The organism is Flavobacterium sp. KH_035 (genome assembly GCF_057839565.1).
In genome coordinates, this window is record NZ_CM174492.1 from 1,359,799 (window position 1) to 1,377,945 (window position 18,147).

At 36.4% G+C, this 18,147-nt stretch carries 13 protein-coding genes; 6 read left to right on the forward strand and 7 right to left on the reverse strand.

Annotated features, from left to right (window positions below; genetic code table 11):
- Positions 1-297: 297 nt before the first annotated feature.
- From AC3IS6_RS05990 to AC3IS6_RS06000, 3 genes are all read left to right on the forward strand, one after another.
- Positions 298-924 (forward strand): hypothetical protein, encoded by a 627-nt coding sequence (locus tag AC3IS6_RS05990; RefSeq protein WP_489164093.1) that lies wholly within the window; start codon positions 298-300, stop codon positions 922-924.
- Positions 917-4,282 (forward strand): transcription-repair coupling factor, encoded by a 3,366-nt coding sequence (mfd, locus tag AC3IS6_RS05995; protein ID WP_489164094.1) that lies wholly within the window; start codon positions 917-919, stop codon positions 4,280-4,282. The genes AC3IS6_RS05990 and mfd overlap by 8 nt, the downstream gene beginning before the upstream one ends.
- Positions 4,283-4,443: 161 nt before the next feature.
- Positions 4,444-5,028: a DUF5683 domain-containing protein gene (locus AC3IS6_RS06000; RefSeq protein ID WP_489164095.1), complete on the forward strand. Its 585-nt coding sequence runs from the start codon at positions 4,444-4,446 to the stop codon at positions 5,026-5,028.
- Between the two features lie 136 nt (positions 5,029-5,164).
- On the opposite strand, the gene AC3IS6_RS06005 is transcribed toward AC3IS6_RS06000, so the two are convergent.
- The 3 genes from AC3IS6_RS06005 to AC3IS6_RS06015 all read right to left on the reverse strand — a co-directional run bounded on the left by AC3IS6_RS06005 (position 5,165) and on the right by AC3IS6_RS06015 (position 7,370).
- Positions 5,165-5,821 carry a hypothetical protein gene (locus AC3IS6_RS06005; protein ID WP_008466087.1) on the reverse strand — a complete coding sequence of 219 codons (657 nt, stop codon included), beginning with the start codon at positions 5,819-5,821 and terminating at the stop codon, positions 5,165-5,167.
- A 119-nt stretch (positions 5,822-5,940) separates the two neighbouring features.
- Positions 5,941-6,300, reverse strand: a complete 360-nt coding sequence (locus tag AC3IS6_RS06010) for a YraN family protein (protein WP_489164096.1) — start codon at positions 6,298-6,300, stop codon at positions 5,941-5,943.
- A gap of 170 nt (positions 6,301-6,470) precedes the next feature.
- On the reverse strand, positions 6,471-7,370 hold the full coding sequence (locus tag AC3IS6_RS06015) for a S66 peptidase family protein (protein WP_489164097.1): 900 nt from the start codon (positions 7,368-7,370) through the stop codon (positions 6,471-6,473).
- Positions 7,371-7,599: 229 nt separating this feature from the next.
- Between AC3IS6_RS06015 and AC3IS6_RS06020 the strand changes: the two genes are divergently transcribed.
- Both AC3IS6_RS06020 and AC3IS6_RS06025 read left to right on the forward strand, forming a co-directional pair.
- Positions 7,600-8,697: an endonuclease/exonuclease/phosphatase family protein gene (locus AC3IS6_RS06020; protein WP_489164098.1), complete on the forward strand. Its 1,098-nt coding sequence runs from the start codon at positions 7,600-7,602 to the stop codon at positions 8,695-8,697.
- 138 nt (positions 8,698-8,835) lie between these two features.
- Positions 8,836-9,375, forward strand: a complete 540-nt coding sequence (locus AC3IS6_RS06025; RefSeq protein WP_489164099.1) for a 3-hydroxyanthranilate 3,4-dioxygenase — start codon at positions 8,836-8,838, stop codon at positions 9,373-9,375.
- Between the two features lie 192 nt (positions 9,376-9,567).
- Here the strand turns inward: AC3IS6_RS06025 and AC3IS6_RS06030 are convergent, their stop codons facing one another.
- Positions 9,568-10,527, reverse strand: coding sequence for an MBL fold metallo-hydrolase (locus tag AC3IS6_RS06030; RefSeq protein WP_489164100.1), 960 nt, complete (start codon positions 10,525-10,527; stop codon positions 9,568-9,570).
- A gap of 181 nt (positions 10,528-10,708) precedes the next feature.
- Between AC3IS6_RS06030 and amaB the strand changes: the two genes are divergently transcribed.
- Positions 10,709-12,262, forward strand: coding sequence for an L-piperidine-6-carboxylate dehydrogenase (gene amaB / locus AC3IS6_RS06035; protein WP_489164101.1), 1,554 nt, complete (start codon positions 10,709-10,711; stop codon positions 12,260-12,262).
- Between the two features lie 78 nt (positions 12,263-12,340).
- Here amaB and AC3IS6_RS06040 read toward each other — a convergent pair whose 3' ends face one another.
- The 3 genes from AC3IS6_RS06040 to AC3IS6_RS06050 form a co-directional block, all read right to left on the reverse strand.
- Entirely contained in the window at positions 12,341-15,187 is a 2,847-nt protein-coding gene (locus AC3IS6_RS06040; protein ID WP_489164102.1) for a pectate lyase family protein, read from the reverse strand.
- 595 nt (positions 15,188-15,782) lie between these two features.
- Positions 15,783-16,556 (reverse strand): Bax inhibitor-1/YccA family protein, encoded by a 774-nt coding sequence (locus AC3IS6_RS06045; protein WP_489164103.1) that lies wholly within the window; start codon positions 16,554-16,556, stop codon positions 15,783-15,785.
- A gap of 166 nt (positions 16,557-16,722) precedes the next feature.
- The gene (locus tag AC3IS6_RS06050; RefSeq protein ID WP_489164104.1) at positions 16,723-18,114 is read right to left on the reverse strand and encodes an NADH-quinone oxidoreductase subunit N; all 1,392 of its coding nucleotides are present in this window, start codon (positions 18,112-18,114) and stop codon (positions 16,723-16,725) included.
- Positions 18,115-18,147 lie beyond the last annotated feature (33 nt).

An 18,147-nucleotide genomic window follows, 5' to 3' on the forward strand; every position in this document is an offset into this window, starting at 1 on the left:
TTTTTAGAGAGACAAATATAACGTTTCCTCAATTATTTTTACTTTTCAGAAGAACAAATTATAAATTTAACAACGATAAAGATTCTTTTTTGGATTATTCGTTGTTGAATAAGGAATGTAAATTAAAATTTATAAGTATTTTCAACCAGGAATTTGCGGTTTTTTGATAAGTCTTACAAACAGGAATCCACGAATTCAGAATCCTCTACTGGTTGATGAATAAAGTAATTTGTATCAAAAATCAGAATTCGTAATTGTAAAATTACTTTGTAACTTTGTAGCTTAATGTTTTACCAAATGAAATATAAGATATCTCTTTTTCTACTTTTTGTTTTTGTGTTGAATTCATGTCAGAACGAAGATGAAAAACGCCGTGCTGAAAACGAAAAAGAAGCCAAAAAAAAAGAAGTCATTTTTAATAAGATCAATAAAGGCTGGGATTTTATCGATGAACCTATCAACGAAATTTCAGAGCAAAAAGTGAATTCGTGGAATGAATGGCGTGACTTTTTAAAAGAACTCGGGGATAAGCCAAGAAAGACAATTGGGGCCTTTCAAAAGAAGTCAACAGCGATTTCCAAAAAAGTAATGGCATTGAACAATAATATTCCTGCAGAATTTAATATTCCACAGATCAGAAGCCGGATTTCTATTCTAATTACAAAAGTCAGAATGATGGATTTGTTTATTCATTTGAATCAGATTCCGTCAGAGAAAGTAACGTTTTTAATTGGTGAGATTAACAAAGAACTGGTTTCATTAGAAAGACAGATGGATCTTATTATGGTAAAAAGTAAAATTCCGAAAGAGGAAGGGGAGGAAGAGTTCTTAAAAATGTTAGATACAACACGTGCAATTCCAAATGCAAGCACAGTTCCCATTCCTGTAAAAAATATAGATCCAAACACATCAAAAGTTGAGTAAAAACGCCTTATATACCCTGTATGATAATCTGCCAAAGAATCAGCAGATTGCCACGCAATTATTGGAGCAGAAGCAAATAAAAATGCATCTTAACGGATTGTTAGGGTCAGCGGTTTCATTTGTTATACGTGCCGTTTTCAAAAAATCGGAATTGCCTTTCTTGGTTATTTTAGACAATAAAGAAGAGGCTGCTTATTACCTGAACGATCTCGAACAAATGATTGGAGAACAGGATGTATTGTTTTATCCCGCGTCGTTTCGTCGTCCATATCAAATTGAAGAAACAGATAATGCGAATGTTTTGCTTCGTGCTGAGGTTTTGAACCGAATTAATTCCCGTAAAAAACCCGCTATAATTGTTACCTATCCGGAAGCGCTTTTTGAAAAAGTTGTAACCAGAAGAGAACTCGATAAAAATACACTGAAAGTCGCTTTGAACGATAAAATTTCGATCGATTTTATCAACGAGGTTTTGTTTGAATATGAATTTAAAAGAGTCGATTTTATTACCGAACCGGGAGAGTTTTCTGTTCGTGGAGGAATTGTTGATGTATTCTCATTCTCAAACGATCATCCCTATCGAATAGAGTTTTTTGGTAATGAAGTAGACAGTATCAGAAGTTTTGATGTCGAAACACAGTTATCGGTAGAAACACATAAAAAAATCACAATAATTCCAAACGTAGAGAACAAGCTTTTTCAGGAGAACAGAGAGAGTTTCCTGGATTATATTGCAGAGCGAACGGTACTGTTTGTTCAAAATACAGACGGGCTTTTAACTCAGTTGGACAAACAATTCGCCAGAGCCGAAGAGGCTTTTGAGAAACTTTCAAAGGAAATAAAACGCGCTGAACCGGAAAAATTATTCTTAAATCAAAGCTCATTTATCAAGCGGGCGTTAGATTTTTCGATAGTAGAATTGGCTTCGAAACCTGTTTTTAAAACCACAAAAACATTCGATTTTCACATTCACCCACAGCCATCATTCAATAAACAATTTGATTTGTTGCTGAATAATCTGAGTGATAATCATTTTAACGGATATAAAAATTATTTGTTCTGTTCGAATGAAACTCAAGCCAAACGTTTTCATGATATTTTTGAAACGTTAGACGAAGCCAATTCAGAGAACATTAGAAAACAATATCATACCGTTGTATTGCCTTTATATCAGGGATTCATTGATGAAGAAAGTCAGATTACAGCCTATACCGATCATCAGATTTTTGAGCGATATCATAAATTTAATATCAAAAACGGTTATTCGAAGAAGCAGAACATTACACTTAAGGAATTAACTGCGCTTTCGGTTGGTGATTATGTAACGCATATCGATCACGGAATTGGAAAATTTGGCGGCTTGCAGAAAATTCAGGTCGAAGGTAAAACGCAGGAAGCCATAAAATTGGTTTATGCGGATAACGATATTGTGTACGTTAGTATCCATTCGCTTCATAAAATTTCAAAATACAACGGAAAGGATGGAACTCCTCCGAAAATCTATAAATTAGGATCTAACGCCTGGAAAGTTTTAAAACAAAAAACTAAAGCGCGTGTCAAACATATTGCTTTCAATTTGATTCAATTGTACGCGAAACGACGTTTGGAAAAAGGTTTTCAGTTTGCACCGGACAGTTATCTACAAAACGAATTAGAAAGTTCGTTTATATACGAAGATACGCCGGACCAAACCAAATCGACACAAGAGGTTAAAACCGATATGGAAAGCGATCGTCCAATGGATCGTTTGGTCTGCGGTGATGTAGGTTTTGGAAAGACCGAGGTAGCGATTCGTGCGGCATTTAAAGCGGTAGACAATAGTAAACAGGTAGCTGTTTTGGTCCCTACTACTATTTTGGCTTACCAGCATTACCGTACCTTTTCGGAACGATTAAAAGATATGCCGGTTACTATTGGTTACATGAACCGATTTAGAACGGCCAAGCAGAAAGCACAAACGCTAAAAGATTTAGCAGAAGGGAAACTTGACATTGTTATTGGAACACATCAGTTAGTCAACAAAAATGTAGTTTTTAAAGACCTTGGTTTATTGATTGTCGACGAGGAACAAAAGTTTGGAGTGAACGTAAAAGACAAACTTAAAACGATTGCCGCCAATGTCGATACCTTAACTTTAACGGCAACGCCAATCCCGAGAACACTTCAGTTTTCATTGATGGCAGCCAGGGATTTATCGGTTATTACAACACCTCCGCCTAACCGATATCCTATTGAAACAAATGTGGTTGGGTTTAATGAAGAAATAATCCGTGATGCGATTTCGTATGAAATTCAGCGAAACGGACAGGTTTTCTTTATCAATAACCGAATCGAAAATATAAAAGAAGTAGCCGGAATGATTCAGCGTCTGGTACCAAATGCCAGAGTAGGAATCGGTCACGGACAAATGGAGGGTGCGAAACTCGAAGAATTGATGCTGGGTTTCATGAACGGCGATTTCGATGTTCTGGTAGCCACAACAATTATCGAAAGTGGTTTGGATGTGCCCAATGCCAACACGATTTTCATTAACAATGCCAATAATTTTGGATTGTCTGATTTGCATCAAATGCGCGGTAGGGTAGGTCGAAGCAATAAAAAAGCATTTTGTTATTTTATCTGTCCACCTTATTCATCTATGACCGAAGATGCCAGAAAACGTATTCAGGCTTTGGAGCAATTTAGCGAACTCGGAAGTGGTTTTAACATTGCAATGAAAGATCTTGAAATTCGTGGCGCAGGAGATTTATTAGGTGGAGAACAAAGCGGTTTCATTAATGAGATTGGATTTGATACCTACCAAAAGATCATGAATGAGGCGATCGAAGAATTGAAAGAAAATGAATTCAAGGATTTATACCCGGAAGAGAATGATATTGAAACGAAAGAATATGTAAAAGATTTACAAATCGATACTGATTTTGAGTTGTTGTTTTCTGATGAATACATCAATAATGTTACCGAACGTTTGAGTTTATATAACGAGTTGGGTGGTGTGAAAAACGAGCAGGAGCTTGTAGTGTTTCAAAATAAATTAATTGACCGTTTTGGTCCGATGCCACCGCGTGCCAATGCGTTGATGAATAGTATTCGCATCAAATGGATTGCGACGAGTGTGGGTATTGAGAAACTGGTGATGAAAAAAGGTAAAATGATTGGTTATTTCGTTTCAGACCAGCAATCAGATTATTACCAGTCCAAGCGTTTTCATAAAGTGATAAAATTTGTACAAACTCATAGTAATCTTTGTCAAATGAAAGAAAAACAAACGCCTAACGGTTTACGCCTTTTATTGACTTTTGACAATGTAAAATCGACCAAACGAGCGTTAGAATTGATGGAGTTACTCGGAGAATAAAAAAGCAGCCACAGATTAAAAAGATTTTCACGGATTGTAAAATTATTTTTAATTCCCTAATATGTGGTGAAAAATGAAAATTAAAGGGGTACTTGAAGCTTTAAAGATTAAGTTTTATTTGTCTTTTGTTTAAGAAAATTCTTAGAACTAAAAGGTTTACTTTGAATCAAAATTTCAAAGTAAACCTCAATATGCAATATCAAATTATTCTTCTGTTTTTATTTTTTGAATTAACCTCTTTATCGGCTCAGCAAACAAAGAAAATTGTTTTAAATGAGTCGCTAAAATCAGAAACGATTGATCCACTTCGTCCTGCACAAGCAGCATTTTATTCGGCTATATTTCCTGGTTTAGGACAGATTTATAATAAGAAATATTGGAAACTTCCATTGGTTTACGCAGCAATTGGCACAAGTGCTTATTTTTTTATCGATAGTCAAGAAAACTACAATACTTATAGAAACGAATATAAAAATAGACTTACGGGAAACACAGGTAGTTCCGAATATTTAGCGAATTTAAGCACTAGTCAATTAAGTTCTGCTCAAAAACAATTTCAACAAAACAGAGATTTGTCAGCCTTATGTATGGTGGGTTTTTATGTTTTAAATATTATCGATGCTAATATTGATGCTGCTTTATCTCAATTTAATGTAAGCGAAAAATTAGTCTTCAAACCACTAATGAATTTAAATAACATAAATTCTGAAAATGATTTTGGTTTTGCTTGCATTTATTCATTCTGAGTGAAAAATGAGAGTTCTTAGTTGTTTTGCTTAAAATTCTTATAGATGATAAAAATCCTTTTATCTTTTATAGAAAAAGACAAAAGGATTATAAGGAAAGAAGCTTCACAGCTTCTTTTGAAGTTAATTCTTAGAGTTAGTTTTTCAGATCCTTAATTACTTTAAAAGCAACATCAACCTGATCTTCGCCAACTAAAATGGTGAATTCATTTGAAGTCGAAATTACCTCATTGATGATAATTCCTTCCCATGCCAAACGCTGGAAAATGAAGTAATAAATTCCTGGAACTACGATGTTTTCTTTTGGTAATTTTACAGTAATAGAGGCTAAATTATCTAATTTCTGAATTAGTTTTTCGCGCATAAAGTGCTTTTCAACCAAATGATTTACACTGCTGCTTACCACAATATTGGTTTCATTTACCCCACGTGATGAGGTGTAAAAGATATCAGATAAAGCATTGATATCAGAAATTAAATCAGCCTGTTTGTTCAAAACAGTCTCTGAAGCAGCAAAAGTATAATCGGTCAGTTCAGATCGAACCGTGATTTCGCCAATATTCTTGATTACTTTATTGATTTTATGATTCAATTTAAAATCCAGTTCTTCTGTGAGTCGTTTCAATGACATTACAACAGCGCCTTGTTTTACTTCCTTACCAAATTCACTTTCCAATTCGGTCATAATGTTCCGCGAAAGAGAAGTAAGGTTGATGATTCCAAGGGATAACGCATTTAATAAAAAGGGTTTTGTTTTGATGTAATTTTCGACGATTGAAGAAACGGTTTTCATAGTTTTTTTCTTTTTTTTTGTAACTTAATTGGGTTGGTGTAGTTAATTGTAGTGTTATAAAACTTTGCGAATATAAATAAAAGAACAATTTGTTACAAATATAACATTGTAAAATTATGTTAAAAATGGTAAAAAGCGTCTGTAATGTGTTCAATTGCAAATGTTTCCTTGTTTTTGTGTATGGCAATGATGTCAAATCGTATAGTAAAATCCATTTCCCTATCGTTTATGTAGGCATTTACAGCTTTTACCAGTAGCTGAATTTTTTTTGGTTTCACAAAATCCTGTGGTAAACCAAAATCCAGACTTGATCTTGTCTTCACTTCAATGACTGCTAAAATGGATTCTTTTTCAGCAATAATATCAATTTCGGCTTTTTGAAAAGTCCAGTTTCTATCGAGAATTTTGTATCCGTTTTGCTCTAGATATTCAACAGCACGGTCTTCTCCTTCTTTTCCAAGTTCATTATGTTCAGCCATTTTTTATTTTGAAATTATGAGTTATGATATTTTTATGCTGTAAAGGGTAATCTGCAAGAAAAGACGCGAAATAGCAAAGAATTGAGTAAAACTTTGCTATTTCGCGTCTTTGCGAGAATATGATATGTGGTATTTAAAAATCTTTAGGGAAAAGAAATTCTCAGGTTCTATTATTTTTGAAAAGTAACAGTACTTCCTGATGTATTTACGTCAATAGTAACAGTGTTTCCCATGATTAAAGCCCTATTGTCCTGAATGTGCCCGGCTGGAAAATTAAAAATCACCGGGATATTGTATTTTTTGGTAACATCATCTACAATTTCTACCGCATTTTTCCCCCATGGAACTTCGTTATCCTTCATTTTGGTCATGCCTCCAACAACAATTCCTTTGAGGTTTTCGATACACCCGTTGCGTCTTAAATTCATCATCATACGATCGATATGATATAGGTATTCATCTAAATCTTCGATGAATAAAATTTTATCCTTACAGTCGATTGCCGAGGGAGAACCCAATAAGCTGTATAAAATAGATAAATTTCCGCCTACTAATTCACCGGTTGCAGTTCCAAATCGGTTCATCTTATCCGGACCAATCGCATAAGAAATCTGTTCACCAAATAAAGCAGATTTCATTGAACTAACCGCTGCGGGAGTAGCACGTGGTACCGTTACGGGCATTATACCGTGAATGGACTTATAGCCCATAGTATTCAAATGATTGTGTAAAACCGTAACATCGCTAAAACCAACAATCCACTTTGGATGCTGTTTGAATTTTGTAAAATCGAGTAAGTCGATCATTCTTACAGTTCCATAACCTCCACGAACGCACCAGATTGCTTTAATGTTTGGATTGTCTAACTGCTTTTGAAAATCGGCAGCACGTTGTTCGTCCGTACCCGCGAGTTGGTTAAAATCCAAACCAATTGTACTTCCAACAACAGCTTCAAGTCCCCAGCTGTGCAATAAATCTATAGTAGGTTTTAAGTTATCATCTATATTTTTTCTGGCTGTTGCTAAAATGGCTACAGTATCTCCTTTTTGTAAATAAGGTGGTGTTATCATGTTTTGTTGTGATTGACAGTTGAAGGATTGTAAAGCAAAAATAAGAAATACGAATTTATAAAAAGGAAAGTAGTTTCTGAAGTATTGATAAGGGCTCGCTTTCATGTTTTTTCTGCTGTTTCATTCGTAAAGATAAAACAAATATAAAGATTTTAGAGAATAAAATAGTTAGAAAATTCTTACAATTAGTTTTAATTGTTTAAATTGAGCCGTTTAAAGAGCTAAGTTTATGAGGGTAATTTCTTTTCAGTTCTGTTGTATTACTTTTCTGTCTCTTGCAATCTTGCAGGCACAGCCCAAAAAGTATTGTATCCATACCGTTGCCTTTTACAACTTCGAAAATCTTTTTGATACTACTGATGATGTTAATACCAATGATGACGAATGGACGCCTAATGGAGCACAGCATTGGACAGTAGAGAAATACGAACAGAAATTAAAAAACCTCTCCAGGGTTTTGTCTGAAATTGGAAAGCCTGATAACTCCAATGCTCCGGTATTGATTGGAGGTGCTGAAATTGAAAACCGTGCCGTTCTGGAAGATTTGATTAAACAGCCTAAACTGCTCCCTTTTGATTATGGAATAATTCATTTTGATTCACCGGACAAACGAGGGATTGATGTGGCATTGTTGTATCAAAGGAAATATTTTAAACCTACCGCGTACTCTAACATTCCATTGCATATCTACCAAAATAAAGTCTCGCTTAAAGAAGAGGAGATACAGCAGGAAGATGATATTGAAATCAAAACTGCTGACAAAAATCGGATTTTTACCAGAGATCAGCTTTTAATTTCGGGATTTCTGGAGGGAGAGGAACTTCATATTATTGTCAATCACTGGCCGTCCAGATCAGGAGGCGAGAAGGTAAGCAGTGTTTTTCGGGAAGCAGCAGGAAATTTAAACAGAAGAATCATAGATTCGCTGCAACGAATAAACCCCATTGCTAAAGTGATCACGATGGGTGATCTGAATGATAGCCCATCGAATAAAAGTGTGAAAATAGCTCTTGGGGCTAAAGCAAAGAAATCAGAAGTAGAAGAGTTTGGTGTTTTTAATCCGTTTGCAGCAATGACGAATAAAGGTTTGGGAACGATTGCATTTCGGGATTCCTGGGATATCTTTGATCAAATTATCATAACAAAGTCGCTTATAGAATCTGATTTTTCAACCTTTAATTTTTGGAAGGCTGGGATTTTCAATAAGCCTTTTCTGGTTCAGAGTTCAGGACAGTATAAAGGTTATCCGTTACGTCATAGTTTAACCGAAGTTGGATTTAGTGATCATTTTCCGGTTTATATCTATTTGATTAAAGAGGTGAAGTAAGTCTCCGTTTTCAGTTTTCAGTCACAGTTTTCAGTCTCAGTTGATCACTGTAAACTGTAAACTGAGACTGCGACTGAGAACTGTGACTAAAAACTTTTCCTTAACTTAGCTACTTAGAAACTTACTACCTTTAAAAAAATGGCAATAGCAAAACCTTTCAATCTTACGAAGTGGATCGATGAGAACCGTCATTTACTAAAACCGCCTGTTGGAAATAAAAACCTCTACATTGATTCTGGTGATTATATAGTGATGATAGTTGCGGGTCCAAATGCCCGAAAAGATTACCATTACAACGAAACCGAAGAACTTTTTTATCAGCTTGAGGGAAGCATAAAAGTGATCATTCAGGAAGAAGGAGAACGAAAGGAGATGGAATTACATGCAGGTGATATGTATCTTCATCCGGCTAAAATTCCCCATTCGCCTGTTCGTTCGGAAGGTTCAATTGGATTGGTTATCGAACGCAAACGTGCAGGGTTAGGTTATACTGATGGATTGCTTTGGTACTGTGATAATTGCAATCATAAACTCTATGAAGTGTTTTTTGAATTGCATAATATAGAAAAAGATTTTCTGCCGCATTTCGAGCATTTTTACAATTCTTTAGCACTAAGAACCTGCGATAATTGTGGAACCGTAATGGAATCTGATCCCAGATTTGTTGCGAAGAAATAAGGTATAATCAGTAAACCCGACAGGTTTCAAATCTAAATCTTATACCAGTTGGCGTAATTAACAAAAAGTAAACATAAAGACACAGAAGATATGTGTATTTAAATGAAGTGAAACGCCTCTTTTATGGACGCAGAACCTATGTTTCTATGTGTTAAAACCATTTCAAAAACCTGTCGAGTTTAAATTTAAATGTTACAGTTCAAAACCTTTCCCTTGTTCAGGATAAATAAGTTTTAGTCCCAGATCATTTTGTTTTTGCAGCTGTTTTTTCAGTTTTACAATATTTTTAGTGGGCGGTTTCAGATGTGTAACAATAATACTGAAACCTTTCAAAGTCTCTTTTCCCGACAAATCTGCTAAGGTGTGAAGTTCTTTCATCAGATAGTTTGGTGTCAGATGTCCGAATAAAAACTGGTCCGGTTGTTCATTTGGGAACGAAACCTCAATAAAAATACCTTTCAGTTGTTTGCTTTTAACCAAAGGTGCAACTGCGGTCCAGAGTGACTTTAACTTGTCGCTTTTCTCTACAGCATCAGGGCCGGTATCCCCCAGGTAAAGTACATACGATTCGCCACTTTTGATCAGGAAAGCAGTGCTCTCAAACGGATTCACATGACTTAACGGAAATGCTTTTACCGTCATCGTGGTATTGGTAATCGGAATTTCTTCTCCGATATTTAAAGTCTGAAAATGATATTTTTTTAACGGAGTTCCGGGACCTTTATCTCCAAAATTGGCCCAGGTTTGATCGTTGAAATAATGGTTTTCCATCATTTTCATACATTTTTCAGTGGCATAAACTGTCTTCGAAGAATCTGCCGGAGAGTTTATGATTAAACCGGAAACATGATCTAAATGCGCATGCGATATAAAATAACCTTTAATGTATTTTCGTAAAACTTCGCTGGTCGAAACGTTAAAAACTTTTTTTTCAATTGCTTTTTCAATTCCGGCGTTTACCGTTCCGGCATCTAAACAGATAAAATCATGCGTATGTATAGGTGCAACTAAATAGGCTGAAAGATTCTTCTCGTCTATTCCTCCTTTTATCCCTAAAGGAACGACCTGAAAGGATTTTTTTTGCTCTTTTTGAGAAAAAGCGTGAATTGAAATTAGGACGAAACAAACTAAAAATCGACTGAAAATGGACATATTTGAGTACTTTTATTACCGCAAATTTCATCAATTAAGACGAATAAATCACGCTATCGCGCTGTAATTCATTTTAATTAAACCTAAATTTACCTGATTTTAACAACTCAGTTCGATTAAATTTCGGCTTGAAATAATATCTTTACATAAAAATATAACAATTTTAACTAAAAAAGTTACAATGACAACAATAGCATCACAGTTTGGAATGAATGAGGCTCTGGAAAAATTGGGCATCAAAGCGATCAACGAAGGGACATCGACAGGTTTACAAAACTTTTCTTCCGGAGAAGTCTTAGATAGCTTTTCGCCGGTTGATGGAAAACTAATAGGATCGGTAAAAATGTCAACTCCTCAGGATTATGAAAAAGTAATGCAGGCGGCGACAGAAGCTTTTAAAACTTTTCGTTTAATTCCGGCACCGCAACGTGGAGAAATTGTACGTCAGTTTGGACAAAAGCTACGTGAAAATAAAGAGGCACTTGGTAAATTGGTTTCTTACGAAATGGGGAAATCATTACAGGAAGGTTATGGAGAAGTACAGGAAATGATAGACATCTGTGATTTTGCTGTTGGTTTATCGCGTCAGCTTCACGGTTTGACAATGCATTCTGAAAGACCAGGACACCGTATGTACGAGCAATACCATTCGTTAGGAGTAGTTGGGATTATCTCGGCATTTAATTTCCCTGTAGCGGTTTGGTCATGGAATACCGCTTTGGCATGGATTTCAGGAGATGTTTGTGTGTGGAAGCCTTCTGAAAAAACACCTCTTTGTGGAATTGCTTGTCAGAATATTATTGCTCAGGTGATCAAAGAAAATAATTTACAGGAAGGGATCTCTTGTTTGATCAATGGTGATTATAAAATAGGGGAATTAATGACAGCGGATACCAGAATCCCGTTAGTTTCGGCTACAGGTTCAACCCGAATGGGGAAAATTGTAGCACAGGCGGTTGCTGGACGTTTAGGGAAATCATTGTTAGAATTAGGAGGAAACAATGCTATTATTGTGACTCCGGATGCCGATATTAAAATGACCGTTATTGGAGCTGTTTTTGGAGCTGTTGGTACAGCAGGACAACGTTGTACTTCAACACGCCGACTAATCATTCACGAAAGTATTTATGATAAAGTAAAAGACGCTTTGGTAGCGGCTTACAAACAATTAAGAATTGGGAACCCATTGGATGAAAACAATCATGTGGGGCCGCTTATTGATACGCACGCGGTGGAGCAGTACGCTAAAGCTTTAAATAGAGTAGTTGCCGAAGGAGGGAAAATTTTGGTTGAAGGCGGAGTGCTTTCAGGTGAAGGTTATGAAAGCGGTTGTTATGTAAAACCTGCAATTGCAGAAGCACAAAATTCGTTTGAAATTGTACAGCACGAAACATTTGCTCCAGTGTTGTATCTGATTAAATATTCAGGAGAAGTGGATAACGCTATTGACTTTCAAAATGGAGTTGCACAAGGATTATCATCTGCTATTATGACCAATAATCTTCGTGAAGCCGAAAGATTTTTATCTGTAGTGGGTTCTGATTGCGGAATCGCGAATGTAAACATTGGAACTTCAGGTGCTGAAATTGGAGGTGCTTTTGGTGGAGAAAAAGAAACCGGTGGTGGTCGCGAATCAGGATCTGATGCCTGGAAAATTTACATGCGCCGTCAGACCAATACAATCAATTATACGACAAGTTTGCCATTGGCACAGGGAATTAAATTTGATTTGTAATAGTTGTTTCCTGTAAAATGATAAAATGTAAAAGGCTTCCAATTGGGAAGCCTTTTGTTTTTAGGATGGTTTTTTGAGCTATTTTTTAAGAACAGTTTGCGTAAAGGAACCGTCTGAGGTAACGACTTTTAGCAGGTAAGTTCCAGGGATCAGAGTACTTAGATCCATACTTTTAGTCTCTTTTTCGGAGGTTTTTACCAGATTGCCCGCGATGTTATAAAGGAACACTTTCTCTACAGTCTGATTGGATTCTGAGAAATACAAAACATCAGCAACCGGATTTGGGTATAAAATTACCTTTGAAGCTTTTGGTTCAGCGATCACGTCAGCCCCTTGTGCCATTCGTAATGTAGGTCCGTTGTTGTTTTCTGTACTGATGTAAAACAGATTGGCAACAGACCCTTTTGTAATCGTATTTGAACCCGCAGGGATGGATGCGGTTACAATTCCGGCCGATGCGGTGTAGGAAACATTATTTACTTTAACGGTTCCTGTAAAGTTAGCATCAAAAACCAAGGTTAAAGTAGAAGGGCTTGTGGTGGTATAAGTAATTGTAGTGCTGGATTCCATTTTTAAACGTGCCGTGAGCGTGAGTCCGGCATAAGTTACAGCCCCGTTAGTTGAATTCATATTTCCTGTAATGGTGTAAAATGAACTTGTTTTTCCCGATGCTGTAAAGTTGTGAATCTCATCGCCGGCTGGCGTTCCGGTAGTTACCGTAAGCGTTCCTGAACCTGTTGCCGGTGTTCCGGTTCCGGTTGTAGCAACCGAATAAGAAACAGTAGCGGTTGGAGTTCCTGAAATAGTGATGGTTTTGGCAGTAGTATTTTTTACAAAACTAATTCCCGAAGCTGGCAGTCCTGTAACCGTTGCGTCAGTAGCATTTCCTCCCCAAGTGAAAACAATTGCATTAATGGCTTTTCCGCTGGCAACAGTTTGGTTGTTGTTGCTTGTTGAAGTTAAGGTTTGTGTTCCTGCTGCTGAAAGGGTAATAGTTCCTGAGCCTGTAGCGGGAGTTCCGGTTCCGCTTGTGGCAATCGAATAAGAAACGGTAGCGGTTGGAGTTCCGGTAATAGTGATGGTTTTGGCTGTAGTATTTTTTACAAAATTGATTCCTGAAGCCGGTAGTCCTGTAACCGTCGCGTCGGTTGCATTTCCTCCCCAGGTAAATACAATAGAGGCAATAGCAGTACCGCTGCTTACCGTTTGATTGTTATTGGCGGTTGAGGTTAGTGTCTCAGCACTTGCTGGCGGGTTGCCCTCTCCCTGAATCGCGACCAAAGTTCCCGTATAATTGGTTAGTGCCGACTTCAATGCTGTGATTACAAGAGAAGAGGTATCGTCTATGCTGTTGTCGAAAGTCCATTTTAAATCACCTCCCGAAACACGTCCTGCGTATTGGGTGACCTTTGTTTTGGCTGTTGCCGGCTGTTCTATGGTTAGATTTTTGACATATAATGCAGCATCTGTATCAAAGTTGTTGTAGGTATTGGCTCCCGATTTGGATTTAACCGAACTGCCTACCGTTTCGCCTCTTGTAGCTGCAACATAAGCATCAAAATCTGTTGTTGAGCTAATTTTTCCGGCAATATTGTACAACGGATTAGGGTCGTTGTAAGCTACAAAACGCATATTATTAGTTCCGTTTGAAGCGTCAAAAGTATTGTTGAAGGCTTTTATAGACCCTCCGGCTTCCGCGGAGAAAGTTCCCATAGTTCCGGCATTGTTTACCTGATTGGCTTCGTCCCAGATATCAGTCCCCTGTAAAGAAGTCAGCATGGGATGTTTACTATTGCGGAAGTAATTTCCTTCCACAAATAAGGAAGAGCCTAAGGTAGACCCCGAACCGTATTTGGCTACACCATCAAAATAGTTGTTGTAGATGTGTGCCGAATAATAACGAACGCGAGGATGACGTGAATCAGAGTGATCAAACCAGTTGTGGTGATAAGTGATATACAGGCCGCTGGTAGTACCCTCGCTTAAACCTAAAAGACTTGCTTTTCCGTTGTCCCAAAAATGGTTGTAGGATAAGGTGATGTAGGTAGAAGTTTTATTGTCGAGTGCTCCGTCTCCTTTTATTTGATCGGCATCGCTTCCTGCATTTCCGTAGAACAAATCACAGTTGTGTACCCAAACGTGATCATTGTCTTGCTGCATGCCAACATTGTCACCCGCGGTACTGTTACAGTTCATAAAACCCAGATTGCTTACCTCTATGTTGGATGCAGATTTTAGACGTACCCCCCAGCCATTGGCAACAGCATCATTTCCTATTCCTTCAATCGTTACATAACTTGCGGCATTGTTGGCATTTTCGATTACAACATCTCCGCCTTCCATCACAGACATGTCGGTAATATTTCCAATTAAACGAATGATAAACGGACGTGTGTCTTTTCCTTTTTTGATGGCATACAGTATGTTTTGCAGACCAACACAAGGATTTGCACTGGCACCCGTGATGTTCATCGAAATGGTGTTTTTTGTGTTTTGTGTGATGTAAAGAATAACGGCATTGTCTTTTGGAGTTCCGTCTGCTTTGTAACCTCCGGGAACACGCCCGCCTTCAAAAGCAAATCCATTACGATCGTGAGCGGAAACGGTTAAAGTACTAGTTGTTGATCCTGTTCCCTCTGCACCTGAAATAACCGGTTTTACTTTAAGGGTATACGATCCGGCTTTAAGTCCGGGTAGATCTGCGCGAAAATAACTTCCATAACTTCTGATCAGTTGGTCGTCGATTTTTTGATCAGTGATGCCGTTACCGGAGTAGTAAACATTGTAGGTTTGTGCATTGCTTACAGGTTGCCATTTAACAAATGCCGACTCGAGCCAGCCTGAAGATTCTGTAATCTGAACTTGTTGTGCCCATAGTGGAACGATGAGCAGTAAAAGCATCAGAATAAGTAGGTTTCTTTTCATAATTATGGTTTTTCGGTTAATAAAGTTTTTTGTGTTATTGAATCAATAAGTTTATTGTAATCGATTACACAAAAATATGTTTATTTTTTGATATGTGTAAAATATTTGCTATAAAATAATATAAGTGCTAAAAATTTATACTTTTTAATATTAATTATGTAATAAATTGCATTTTATGTAATTTATTACATAATTCAGAAAAGCCTCGCCGATGTTCATTTTTAATGTAATTTGAGGTACTGTTTGGAAAAGTAAATCAATGCAAAAAAGAGAAAAGGTGATTTTTTCGACGATTTTAGCAACAGTGCTTTATAGTAAGAAAAAAGCGATATTTTAAAGCTAAAAATGATCCCTTTTATACTCTAATTGTATTTTTTAGATTAAAAAACGAATCGTTTTTGAGCAAAAAAAAAGAAGTAAAGACTTCCGCAGCGGCAGACATTTTAACTTTGGGTGCAGAAAAATAATTAACAATTGGGATGAAAAGTAAGGGGAGTGGTTTGGGTATTTCTGAATTAAAGAATGTTTGGCAGGAGGGTATAAAAAAAACCTTTTGAACATTCAAAAGGCTTTGATTTATGGAAAAGGAAAGAAATTAATCTTTGCTTGATAATTTTGATAATAAACGTAAGAATTCGATGTACAACCAAACCAATGTGATGATTAATCCCATTGCACCATACCATTCCATGAATTTTGGCATTCTTTGTTGAACTCCTTTTTCGATCTGATCAAAATCTAAGAATAAGTTTAACGCAGCAATAATAATAACAAAAACACTAATTCCAATACTCATCATTGAGTTTCCGTAATGAACCGGAGTCCAGCTTGTGAATAAAGAAACCAGCCATGAAATTAAATAATAAGTAGCAATTGCTAATGTTGCCGCAACAACTACTGACTTAAATTGCTCCGTAACTTTTACAATTCTAAATTTATATAATCCAAGGCATACCAAAAAAGTAACCAAAGTTGCTCCAACGGCATTAATTACAATTCCGGGATATTTGGCTTCAAAAATGGCTGAAATTCCTCCTATAAATAATCCTTCAAATAAAGCATAACCAGGAGCTAAATAAGGAGAAGCTTGTGGTTTAAAGGCTGAAATTACAACTAAAATTAGACCAATGATTGCACCTCCGATAGCAGGAAGCATCACATTCATTCCATTAAATGCCATCCACCAGGTTACCATAGCCGATCCGCATAAAATTAAAAACAAGATAGCTGTTTTGTTAATCGTACCGGACAAAGTCATTTCCTGATTGTAATCAATAATTTGTGTCTGGTGTACTTCTTCAGCTTTTGAAACAGCATTAGAGGAGAAACGCTTGTTGCTTAAAAATGGATTTTTTGAATTAAAGTTCATAATATAATTGGTTTTAAAAACTCTTCAAATATAATCGATATTTTTTGATACGCCTTTAATACTATGGAATTTTTAACAGTTCGGGGAGATTGTTTTGAAGCTTTATTCCTGTAAATAAAAAAGCCGTCAATGAGTATTGACGGCTCGTATATCTATTTTTAAATTCTTAATTTAAAAGATCTAAAACCAAAGAAGGGAATAAACCTAAAGCAATATTTAAAGCAATTGAAATTATAGCAACCGCATAAATAAGGAAAGGTTTTCCTGTACGCTCCTGATTAGGCTCTTTAGAGTACATTGCTAAGATTAGTTTGAAATAATATCCAACACTAATAATTGAATTGATAACCGCCACAATTACTAAAGCAATGTATCCTGCCTGAATAGTTTGGTTGAATAAGAATAACTTAGCAAAGAAACCAGAGAAAATAGGAATACCTGCCATAGACAACAAGGATCCTGTAAGGATTGCTGCCAATAAAGGATTTGTTTTTCCTAAACCATGAAAGTTCGTGATATCTTCATTATCCTGATTTTTACATACGTATAAAACAACACTGAATGCTGCGATTCCAGCCAATGCATAAGCAGCAGTATAGTACAATAAAACACCTGCTGATGTTGCAACCGTTAGCAAAGTCATTAACATAAAACCGGCATGCGAAATTCCTGAGAATGCCAACATACGTTTTACGTTTACCTGACGTAATGCCATTATATTTCCAACAGTCATAGAAGCAATAGAAATGATCACTACTATGGTTTCAAAAGTTCCTAAAAGATCCTGATTGTCTAAAGATGGAACTAAATTTAAAGCATAAACTAATTTGTAAAGAGTCGCAATGGCTACAACTTTTGCCAAAGTACTCATCAAAGCAGTTGTTAATGCCGGAGAACCTTCGTAAACATCCGGAGCCCAGAAATGAAATGGAACTGCTGCTACTTTAAATAACATACCAATGATCATCAAAATCATTCCGATTGGAAACCAGATTGGCAATTCGGCAGATAAAGAGACTTCATGAATTTCAGCTACGTCAAAAGTACCCATTGCTCCGTAGATCAAACAAATTCCAAACAAAATGATTCCTGATGCGAAAGATCCCATTAAGAAGTATTTCATACCCGCCTCATTACTTTTTAGATTCAAACGATCGCTCGCAGCCAAAACATAAAGGGCAATTGACAGGATTTCAATTCCTAAGAAAAACATAGCTAAGTTTCCAAAAGAAACCATGGCCACTCCACCGGCTAATAAAAATACTTTGATCGCCACAAAATCGGAGATTTTGGTTGGATGATTTTCGTAAAAATTATGACTTAATGCTACCAGAAAAATAGTCAGTACAATAAACAACGATGAAAATGTAACAGAGAATTTACTCACTGTAATCATGTTGTTATAGTAACTTGCTGTTGATCCGAATTCGTAAAAGTTAAGCGCCAAAACACCTAGTAAACCAACGATGGTAATAGGAACAATGGCCTTTCTTAAATTAAGAATTTCAAACAATAGGCAGAAAATACCCAATCCTGTTATAGCTATTAATGTATTCATTTTTGTTTTTTTGATTTAGGAAATCTAAAACGC

What these genes read in the sequence shown, in the direction of transcription:
- AC3IS6_RS06020 (WP_489164098.1), top strand. Translation starts at nt 7,600, where the DNA reads ATGAGGGTAATTTCTTTTCAGTTCTGTTGTATTACTTTTCTGTCTCTT.
- amaB (WP_489164101.1), top strand. Translation starts at nt 10,709, where the DNA reads ATGACAACAATAGCATCACAGTTTGGAATGAATGAGGCTCTGGAAAAA.
- AC3IS6_RS06025 (WP_489164099.1), top strand. Translation starts at nt 8,836, where the DNA reads ATGGCAATAGCAAAACCTTTCAATCTTACGAAGTGGATCGATGAGAAC.
- AC3IS6_RS06015 (WP_489164097.1), bottom strand. Translation starts at nt 7,370, where the DNA reads ATGATAACACCACCTTATTTACAAAAAGGAGATACTGTAGCCATTTTA.
- AC3IS6_RS06010 (WP_489164096.1), bottom strand. Translation starts at nt 6,300, where the DNA reads ATGGCTGAACATAATGAACTTGGAAAAGAAGGAGAAGACCGTGCTGTT.
- AC3IS6_RS06050 (WP_489164104.1), bottom strand. Translation starts at nt 18,114, where the DNA reads ATGAATACATTAATAGCTATAACAGGATTGGGTATTTTCTGCCTATTG.
- AC3IS6_RS06045 (WP_489164103.1), bottom strand. Translation starts at nt 16,556, where the DNA reads ATGAACTTTAATTCAAAAAATCCATTTTTAAGCAACAAGCGTTTCTCC.
- AC3IS6_RS05990 (WP_489164093.1), top strand. Translation starts at nt 298, where the DNA reads ATGAAATATAAGATATCTCTTTTTCTACTTTTTGTTTTTGTGTTGAAT.
- AC3IS6_RS06040 (WP_489164102.1), bottom strand. Translation starts at nt 15,187, where the DNA reads ATGAAAAGAAACCTACTTATTCTGATGCTTTTACTGCTCATCGTTCCA.
- AC3IS6_RS06030 (WP_489164100.1), bottom strand. Translation starts at nt 10,527, where the DNA reads ATGTCCATTTTCAGTCGATTTTTAGTTTGTTTCGTCCTAATTTCAATT.
- AC3IS6_RS06005 (WP_008466087.1), bottom strand. Translation starts at nt 5,821, where the DNA reads ATGAAAACCGTTTCTTCAATCGTCGAAAATTACATCAAAACAAAACCC.